Genomic DNA, 4,652 nt, shown 5'->3' with positions numbered 1-4,652 from the left:
GCCCAAGGGGCCGGTGTACATCTCGCACAACCGCTGGGACCCGTTGGCGCCCTACACCGCAGCCCATGACACGGCCCGCGACTGGTGCACGCTGGGTGCCGACGTCGAACTGTGGACCAATGAGCAGCCGCCGCTGTTCAACAAGATGGATATCAATATCCTGCTGCCGCAGTTCGTCGACGGTGAGCGGAGTATGGCCTGGGTCAGCGATCGCTTCAACGGTGTGCCGACCCACTCGAACTGCTCTGCCATCCTGGCGCAGTGACGCTCCTGCGCAGTCGGACCCTGAGGTCCCGGTGGATGCTAGCGCCGTGACCTCAGGGTCCGAATGATCTGTGCCGAGAGTTCCGGGTCGGCCAGCAGTTGGTCGATCAGCGCGGTCATCACTTCCTGCCCGGTGATGCGAGCGCATCCCACCCGGTCGGCGGCGTCGCGCTGCCACAGGTCGAGCCCGCGATGTTGGGCCGGCGACAGATCGACCGTGCGGCGGGTTCGGGTCTGACGCAGTGGGATTGGCTCAGTCGGCTTCATCCCCGTCTCGCGGGTCGGTGCCCAGCCGGTGGCCGGGGCGCCGATACTGCGGTTATTGAGGGAATCGCTGGCAGTGCTCATTGTGTGGACCTTCGGTTGCGGTGGAACCTCACCCTGGTACTCACGCCAGCCTAGACCGTCAACCGTCGTGACAGGCATCGTCGTGGGCTGAAACTGATCGTCTCAAGTCGCGTCGAGCCCACGTGCCTTCCCCGCTTCTCGCCGGTCACGGCGATCACCAGGTAGCGCGGCCAGCAGCGCCAGGGTCCGGTGCTCACGATCCGGGTCGCCGGTGCCGCATGCCCCGGCGCTTGCGTGGAACGGCCACCCGATCGCATGCACGCAGAACCAAGGAATGGGAATTTACCGAGCCATTGTTTATGTAGCATTAAAGAAATGTTAGACAGGGTTGATCTGTCATGATCCCATTAAATACGGAGGTCCGTGAATCAGTGGATCAGTAGATCAGTAGAGGCCATCTCACCTGGGCGAAGGATGCGCCAAGTCGCAATACACTGACGCCAGCAGTGAAATTCCATGAGCCTCAAAAAATTGTTAATCCGACGGTTGTTGAGCGACCCCGCCGGTGCTACTCTCCGAATATCAAGATAATTTCGGGAATCTTGACAAGGGAGGAAATCATGTTGATTTCGCGGAATTCGTGCCGCCGTATGGCCGCCGGAGCGATCAGTGCCGGCACCGTCGCCGGGGCACTGCTGGTCGGCGCCGCTGGACCTGCTCAGGCGGCCCCGGGGGAGGCAGCTGCACAACTGCCCGCCGCGGTCCAGATGGCCGGCCCGCGGGCCGACCTCCCCGCCGCGTTCGGGAACCGTGTCGCGATCGATCGCGCCCCGGCTGACACCGTGTTCGCCGCGACGTGGCATACGGCGCCCGCGCCGCAGACGTGGGCTCGGCATCACCACTGGTGGCGTCACCATCACCACTTCTGGCACCGCTGGTGGTGGTGGTGGTGATCGAGATGTCGGCCAAGCCACGGCTGGACCGTGGTAGAGCTGGCAACGGGCTGGTACTGCTGGCCGCACTCGGCGTGGGGGCAACCCTCGCCGGGTGCGGTTCGAGTGCCGAAGTGGCTCCGGCAGGATCGGCGGCGTCCTCCTCGCCCGTCGCCGAGCAGGCCCAGGCGCCGGTCGCGCAGTCAAGCCCCGCCTACGACATCTCTCGGGTCGGCGCGGTGGCCGACGACTTTCCGCAGGACTTCACCGCGCAGGCGCACCCGGCAAAGACCTTGGAGAAGTCCGATATCGACGGGTCTGCGGTAGCCGCGTTCACCAACGCCGTGGTCGACCCGCCACAGTGCCGGTCGGTGGTCATTCCGCCCTATGTCGACCCGAAGGTCGGCACCGAAGCTGCCGGAGTGATCGGGCAGGGCGATCAGGGCAACATGTATGTCGTCGCGCTGCGATCACCGGAGCCCATCGCCCCGGCACCCGATCCGGCCGGCTGCGACCGGGTCTCGCTGTCCGGTTCGCCGGAGGCCAGCGGATCGGTGGAGCGCGTGGCGGCGCCCGCCATCGCCGGCGTCACCACGACCGGGGTGAAGCTGAGTGTCGCGGACCCGGAGGCCGATCCCGATTATCTGTACACGGCGGCGCTCGACGACCGAACGTCGGTGGTCGTCATGGGCAGCGCGGCTGAGGAGTTGGATCCGCAGCGGCTGATGTCAGACCTGCTGGTGAAGTCTGTCTCAGCGATTCAGGGGCAGCAGCAGCCGTGAGCCGGCCAGGTCGATCGTGTGCTTCGCCGGCCGCTGAGCGGCGCCGCTGATCGCCGGTTCGCCGGTGCCCAAGTTGCGGGCGTATCGAGGGTGGCTGCCGCCGGCGATCAGCAGCCGGATGCGGGATCCGGCCGCGAAGCGGTGCGCGATCTGGTCCAGCTCGATACGGACCATCCCGGCGTCCTGGTTCAGCCGAAGGTAGCCGTCGCTGACGTTGCGCGAGCGTCCGCGGGCATCGACCTCGCTGACCCGGACGAACACGTCGACGTGCGGGTTGTCGCTGCAATGCGCCAGCTCCACCACGGGGCTGCCGAAGACGTCGGCATCCTGGGTCAGGGGCTCCCCGGTGAAGGTCAGCACGTCGGCACGGCGAGCCAGCACGTCGTCGCGCTGATAACCACCGCCGGGGGCGAGCAGCCGCCCACCCACCGTCGGTGTGGGGTCCGCGGGGTCGAAGTGAAAGCTCGCCGAGTCTGCCGCACCGTCGGGCACCGGGGAGTCGGCCAGTCGCCCGCCGGGCTGCAGCCACCAGCTGTGACCGGTGGACTCCGGCGCCCAGTCCGGAAGGTCACGCCAGCCTCCGCCGCCGGTGACGTAGACGCGCACCGGGCTGGTGCGCGGTGCCCGGTCGGCGCCGCCCAGGTGAGTGTCGAGCCAGGCCAGGGATTCCGTAGTGACCGCACGCAGTCCTTTGGTCAGCATCTCGGTGTGGGTCCACGGGCCGACGGTCAGCGCCACCTCGGCTCCGCGGTCGCGCAGGGTCTGATACTGAGTCAGCGTCTGGTCCAGAAACAGGTCTTGCCAGCCGCTGAGCAGCAGTACCGGAACCCGGGTCTGCTCCAGTGCCACCGGGTGACGCAGTGTGTCCCAGAACGGGTCGTCGCGATCAGGGTGCTCGACCCACGACTCGTACCACGGTGAGCCGCCGCCCAGCAGGATCCGGCCGGCCGCGCCCAGCGGCAACCCGGCGGCGGCACGTCGGACCCTGCGCTGTGCGGTCAGCTGCGCCACCCCGGCCCTGATCCGTGGGCGGACCTCCTGGTGGGCCATCATGTGGCTCCAGCCCAGAAAGTCGTTGAGCGCGAATGCCCCCCTGCCCCAGGTCGACTCGTACAGATCGTGCGGTCCGACGGTGATGACCGCCGCGGTCAGCTCGGGCGGCGGGTCGGCCAGCAACGCCCACTGAGTGAAGCCCAGATAGGACAACCCGATGGTGCCGAACGACCCGGTGAACCAGGGTTGGTCGCGCATCCAGGCCACGGTGTCGGCGCCGTCGGCGGCCTCGTTGACCATCGGCTCGAACACACCGGTGGAGCCGAAGGTGCCGCGCACACTCTGCAGAATCACCCGGTAGCCGCGGGCGGCGTACATCCGGGCGAACACCAGCGAGAACGGGAATTTGCGGCCGTAGGGGCAGCGCACCAGCAGGGTGCCGGCCACGGCGCCGGTCGGCTGATAGTGGTCGGCGCGCAGCTGGACGCCGTCGCGCATCGGGATCTGTTCCCGGTGCACGGTGTAACCGGTGGTAGGCGGCGGCAGTCGCCGCAGCGCCCGGTTCACCACGACATCGGCCAGACGCGGCGAGCTGGTGGTGGCCATGCGATCAGTACTTGTAGTGCGGAGCCAGCTGGTGGGCACGCATCAGGTTCTCGGTGGGGCAGTCCATGTCCGGGTTGGAGTACACCGGCGAGTAGTACAGCGACTGCTGGATCACCCCGTAGCTGGTCTTGAACGCCACCATGCAGGAGAACCACCACCGGTTGTTCCACTCGGTGGGCTTCATCACCCAGTACTGCGCCGCCCGGTGGCCGTTGATGTCCATCTCGATCGCATCGGCCGGGATGGACTCGTCGTAGCTGCGCCACACGAACGTCTCGACCGCCATCTGGTAGTTGCCGGCGTCGAATTCACAGCGCACGCCCTCGACCGGCTTGGGCGGCGTGAACGCCAGGCCCAACTGTGCGATGACGTCGTAGGGGATGTCCTCGCAGGCGTCGAACGGGCGCGGGTTGGTGAGGTTGACCGCTTTGCTCGAGGTGGTTGGGGGTGCCAGCGGCATCGCGGTGGACCGCAACTGAACCCCGGACTTGCCGGCGACGTCATTGCTGGGGGGTGTCTGTTGCCAGACCATCACGACGGCCATCACCAGCGCCCCCAAGGCGGTGATAAGACGCAGTTTGGTGAGCATGACACTCCTCGCTTCCGCCCGGTGTTCTGCCGGGAGTGTACAAGTTGTGGCACCGGTCACCGCCCCGAAGGCGAGAACACGTTCTAATTCCGCAGACCTACGGTGCCTGATGGCGACGACCCGCGGCGCCCGACTCCGTCGTGCTTGCGATCGTCGCTGGGCTGAATGGCGACGACCCGCGGCGCCCGACTCCGTCGT

Annotated in this window: 6 protein-coding genes; 3 read left to right on the top strand and 3 right to left on the bottom strand. The window is 67.2% G+C overall.

The window, feature by feature from the left end; translation table 11 throughout:
* Positions 1–265, top strand: a 265-nt coding sequence (locus LI94_RS20340; protein ID WP_239651285.1) for a lipase family protein, incomplete at its 5' end; no start/stop codon positions are given.
* Between the two features lie 38 nt (positions 266–303).
* Here the strand turns inward: LI94_RS20340 and LI94_RS20335 are convergent.
* On the bottom strand, positions 304–612 hold the full coding sequence (locus tag LI94_RS20335) for a hypothetical protein (protein WP_024443155.1): 309 nt from the start codon (positions 610–612) through the stop codon (positions 304–306).
* A 560-nt stretch (positions 613–1,172) separates the two neighbouring features.
* Here LI94_RS20335 and LI94_RS20330 point away from each other — a divergent pair.
* Complete coding sequence (locus LI94_RS20330) at positions 1,173–1,505, top strand: hypothetical protein (RefSeq protein WP_152664892.1); 333 nt, start codon at positions 1,173–1,175, stop codon at positions 1,503–1,505.
* Positions 1,457–2,266 (top strand): DUF5642 family protein, encoded by an 810-nt coding sequence (locus LI94_RS20325; RefSeq protein ID WP_239651284.1) that lies wholly within the window; start codon positions 1,457–1,459, stop codon positions 2,264–2,266. Before LI94_RS20330 ends, LI94_RS20325 begins: the two co-directional genes overlap by 49 nt.
* Here the strand turns inward: LI94_RS20325 and LI94_RS20320 are convergent.
* Both LI94_RS20320 and LI94_RS20315 read right to left on the bottom strand, forming a co-directional pair.
* Positions 2,237–3,865: a CocE/NonD family hydrolase gene (locus LI94_RS20320; RefSeq protein ID WP_046302346.1), complete on the bottom strand. Its 1,629-nt coding sequence runs from the start codon at positions 3,863–3,865 to the stop codon at positions 2,237–2,239. The genes LI94_RS20325 and LI94_RS20320 overlap by 30 nt on opposite strands.
* 4 nt (positions 3,866–3,869) lie before the next feature.
* Positions 3,870–4,454, bottom strand: a complete 585-nt coding sequence (locus tag LI94_RS20315) for a DUF3558 family protein (RefSeq protein ID WP_024443151.1) — start codon at positions 4,452–4,454, stop codon at positions 3,870–3,872.
* Positions 4,455–4,652: the final 198 nt, after the last annotated feature.

Origin of the sequence: Mycobacterium sp. UM_Kg27, from assembly GCF_000972905.1 — a bacterium.
Taxonomy (GTDB): domain Bacteria; phylum Actinomycetota; class Actinomycetes; order Mycobacteriales; family Mycobacteriaceae; genus Mycobacterium.
This window is presented reverse-complemented; position numbering and strand designations above follow the sequence as displayed.